The 4,241-nt window shown below is 45.6% G+C and carries 3 protein-coding genes and 1 pseudogene; 3 read left to right on the plus strand and 1 reads right to left on the minus strand.

The genetic code is table 11. The features are described 5' to 3' along the window. Window positions 1–55: 55 nt before the first annotated feature. From ACOTYB_RS24595 to ACOTYB_RS24605, 3 genes and pseudogenes are all read left to right on the plus strand, one after another. On the plus strand, window positions 56–1,591 hold the full coding sequence (locus ACOTYB_RS24595) for a type I restriction-modification system subunit M (protein ID WP_421765916.1): 1,536 nt from the start codon (window positions 56–58) through the stop codon (window positions 1,589–1,591). Then, on the plus strand, window positions 1,588–2,754 hold the full coding sequence (locus ACOTYB_RS24600) for a restriction endonuclease subunit S (protein ID WP_409249095.1): 1,167 nt from the start codon (window positions 1,588–1,590) through the stop codon (window positions 2,752–2,754). The genes ACOTYB_RS24595 and ACOTYB_RS24600 overlap by 4 nt, the downstream gene beginning before the upstream one ends. A 75-nt stretch (window positions 2,755–2,829) precedes the next feature. Then, a pseudogene (locus tag ACOTYB_RS24605) lies at window positions 2,830–4,158 on the plus strand (HsdR family type I site-specific deoxyribonuclease); the annotation flags it as partial. 16 nt (window positions 4,159–4,174) lie between these two features. Here the strand turns inward: ACOTYB_RS24605 and ACOTYB_RS24610 are convergent. Beyond that, a partial coding sequence (locus tag ACOTYB_RS24610; RefSeq protein ID WP_421765773.1) for an IS1 family transposase occupies window positions 4,175–4,241 on the minus strand: 67 nt, incomplete at its 5' end.

Here is a 4,241-nt window from a genome sequence, read left to right on the forward strand (position 1 = left end):
ATAACGCTTACCGCTCATGGGTACCTCTCTTTAAGTCATCTTAAATGACTCTGAGGTGTCTGTTAAACCTGTGGCGATTCACATTGCCAATGATGTCAGAGGCTCCGTAGACGGATGGGATTTTAAACAGTATGTACTCGGTGCACTTTTCTATCGCTTCATCAGTGAGAATTTTTCCAGCTACATGGAAGCAGGGGATGAGAGCATACATTATGCAGAACTTGATGACAGCATCATTACCGATGACATCAAAGAGGATGCCATCAGGACTAAAGGCTATTTCATTTACCCGAGCCAGCTGTTCTGCAACGTTGCAGCTAAAGCTAACACCAACGACAGGCTGAACGCTGATTTAAACAGTATCTTCGTCGATATTGAAAGCTCTGCCTACGGCTATCCGTCCGAGGCCGACATCAAAGGCCTGTTTGCCGATTTCGATACGACCAGCAATCGACTGGGTAACACAGTTAAAGACAAAAACAGCCGTCTTGCCGCCGTTCTGAAAGGCGTTGAAGGACTTAAGCTGGGGAATTTTAACGAGCACCAGATTGACCTGTTTGGTGATGCCTACGAGTTCCTGATTTCTAACTATGCGGCGAATGCCGGTAAGTCTGGCGGGGAGTTCTTCACTCCTCAGCACGTCTCTAAGCTGATTGCTCAGCTTGCGATGCACGGTCAGACTCACGTGAACAAAATCTATGACCCTGCAGCTGGCTCCGGTTCACTGCTGCTTCAGGCGAAAAAACACTTTGATAATCATATCATTGAAGAAGGTTTTTTCGGACAAGAGATAAATCATACGACGTTTAACCTGGCGCGTATGAATATGTTCCTGCACAACATCAACTACGATAAGTTTGATATCAGGTTGGGGAATACCCTGACTGAGCCTCACTTTGGCGATGAAAAACCGTTCGATGCGATTGTTTCTAACCCACCGTACTCGGTTAAGTGGATTGGTAGTGATGATCCGACCCTGATTAACGATGAGCGCTTTGCTCCTGCTGGCGTACTGGCCCCGAAATCAAAAGCTGACTTTGCGTTTGTGCTACATGCACTAAACTACCTGTCAGTTAAAGGGCGTGCAGCAATAGTTTGCTTCCCCGGTATTTTCTACCGTGGCGGTGCAGAGCAGAAAATCCGCCAGTACCTGGTCGACAACAATTATGTTGAAACTGTGATTTCTCTGGCACCAAACCTGTTCTTCGGCACTACCATTGCGGTGAACATTCTGGTGCTGTCCAAGCATAAAACCAATACCAGCGTGCAGTTTATTGATGCCAGCGGGCTGTTTAAGAAAGAGACCAATAATAACATCCTGACTGATGGTCATATCGAAAAGATTATGCAGGTCTTTGCCAGCAAAGCGGATATTGACCACCTTGCGAAAACAATCCCTTATGAAACAGTATCTGCCAATGACTATAACCTGTCAGTCAGCAGCTACGTCGAAGCCAAGGATACCCGCGAAATTGTCGACATTGCAGAGCTAAATACCGAGCTAAAAACTACCGTCAGCAAAATCGATCAGTTACGCAAGGATATCGACTCAATTGTGGCAAAGATTGAAGGTGACGAGGCGCAATCATGAGTGGGTTGAACTTTCTGAACAAATTGCTGGATGGAGTTGATGTTGAATGGTTGTCACTGGGAGAGCTTGGCGATTTCATACGTGGCAATGGACTACAGAAAAAAGATTTCGTTGAAAGTGGTTTTCCAGCAATACATTACGGTCAGATTTATACAAGGTATGGGTTATCAGCTGATAAAACATTTACTTACGTGCTTCCAGAACTAGCCAATAAGCTGAGGAAGGCTCAAAAAAATGACTTATTGCTAGCAACAACATCAGAAAACGATAAAGATGTAGTAAAACCTTTAGCCTGGCTTGGCGATAACGTTGCTATTTCCGGAGATATGATGTTATTTCGCCACGAGCAAAATGTTAAATATCTCGCCTATTTCTTCCAGTCCGAAATATTTCAAACACAAAAAATGAAATATATTACTGGAGCTAAAGTCCGACGGGTTTCCAGTGGCGATTTATCTAAAATTAAAATTCCAATTCCCTGTTCAAACAATCCAGAAAAGTCTTTGACCATCCAGTCTGAAATCGTCCGAATTCTGGATAGATTTACTGCTCTTACAGCTGAGCTTACCATGCGAAAAAATCAGTACAACTACTATCGCGACCAGTTGCTGAGTTTTGATGAGGGTGAGGTTGAGTGGAGGACATTGGGGGAGATCACGAGGAAAATTGCATCAGGGCGTAATAAGACTCGCCAGGCCGAAGGTGATTTCCCTGTCTACGGCTCAACTGGCTTGCTTGGCTTTACTAATGAACCTGCATATTCAGGGGATTTGCTTCTAGTCGCTCGTGTCGGTGCATATGCTGGATTGGTTAATGCTGTATCCGGCCATTTTGACGTTTCAGATAATACTCTAATAATTCACCCTTCTGACTCATGGAATGCGCGTTTCGCATTTCATCAACTGACACACATGAATTTAAATCAGTACGCAGTAGGAGCAGGGCAACCTCTTATTACAGGCGGAATGTTAAAAAATCTGAAAGTACCAGTCCCCTCACTGAACGAACAAACCCGTATTGCGAAAATTCTCGATAAATTCGAAACAATAACAGTGTCAATCACCGAAGGCCTGCCCCGAGAGATTGAACTACGCCAGAAGCAGTACGAATACTATCGTGATTTGCTGTTCAGCTTCCCGAAGCCTGAAATTGCCAGTTACTGATTTGACTTTATACTCGCCGGTAGAGGCCATGAGCCCTCTTCCGGCCTTTGCCTGATGGCACATTAAGGATACGCCATGACTCACCAGACCCACACCATTGCTGAATCCAATAACTTTATCGTCCTTGATAAATACACCAAAGCCCAGCCGACAGGCGACAGCTATCAAAGCGAGTCTGACCTTGAGCGGGAGCTGATTCAGGACCTTCTTAATCAGGGGTATGAGTTTATCTCCGTTAAGTCACCGACTGCGATGCTGGCGAATGTGCGGGACCAACTTCAGCGTCTTAATGGTGTGGTGTTTAACGAAAGTGAATGGCGGCGTTTCGCAGAGCAGTATCTCGACAGCCCCAGTGACAGCAGCCTGGACAAAACCCGTAAAATCCATATCGACTATATCTGTGATTTCACGTTTGATGACGGTCGTCTGGAAAACATCTATCTGATAGATAAAAAGAACCTGCTGCGCAATAAGGTGCAGGTCATTCAGCAATTTGAGCAGACTGGCTCACACGCTAACCGTTATGACGTCACCATTCTGGTCAACGGCCTTCCACTGGTGCAAATCGAACTCAAAAAACGCGGTGTGGCGATTCGTGAAGCCTTTAACCAGATACACCGTTACAGCAAGGAAAGCTTTAACAGCGATAACTCCCTGTTTAAATACCTGCAACTCTTCGTGATTTCCAACGGGACTGATACCCGGTACTTTGCCAGTACCACTAAGCGGGATAAAAACAGCTTTGATTTCACCATGAACTGGGCAAAGTCGGATAACACTCTGATTAAGGACCTGAAGGACTTTACCGCCACTTTCTTCCAGAAGCATACTCTGCTGAATGTTCTGTTTAATTACAGCGTGTTTGACAGCAGCCAGACGCTGCTGGTCATGCGTCCCTATCAGATTGCCGCCACCGAGCGCATTCTCTGGAAAATTAACAGCTCATTTAAAGCGAAGAACTGGTCAAAACCCGAAAGCGGCGGGTTTATCTGGCATACCACAGGGTCAGGAAAAACCCTGACCAGCTTTAAGGCCGCACGTCTGGCTACGGAACTGGACTTTATTGATAAAGTCTTCTTCGTGGTCGACAGGAAAGACCTCGATTACCAGACCATGAAGGAGTATCAGCGCTTCTCTCCGGACAGTGTCAATGGTTCCGATAATACAGCAGGCCTCAGAAGAAACCTGGATAAGGACGATAACAAAATCATCGTCACAACCATTCAGAAACTCAATAACCTGATGAAAGCCGAAGCTGACCTGCCCGTCTACCAACAGCAGGTGGTGTTTATCTTTGATGAGTGTCACCGCAGCCAGTTTGGTGAGGCCCAGAAAAACCTCAAAAAGAAATTCAGACGCTTTTATCAGTTTGGTTTTACCGGTACGCCTATTTTCCCCGAAAACGGGTAATGACTCCAACTTACTGATAGTGTTTTATGTTCAGATAATGCCCGATGACCTTGTCATGCAGCTCCAGCGATTTTGAG

The sequence above is a fragment of the Enterobacter cloacae complex sp. IR5450 genome (genome assembly GCF_049238665.1).
Taxonomy (GTDB): Bacteria; Pseudomonadota; Gammaproteobacteria; order Enterobacterales; family Enterobacteriaceae; genus Enterobacter; species Enterobacter hormaechei_C.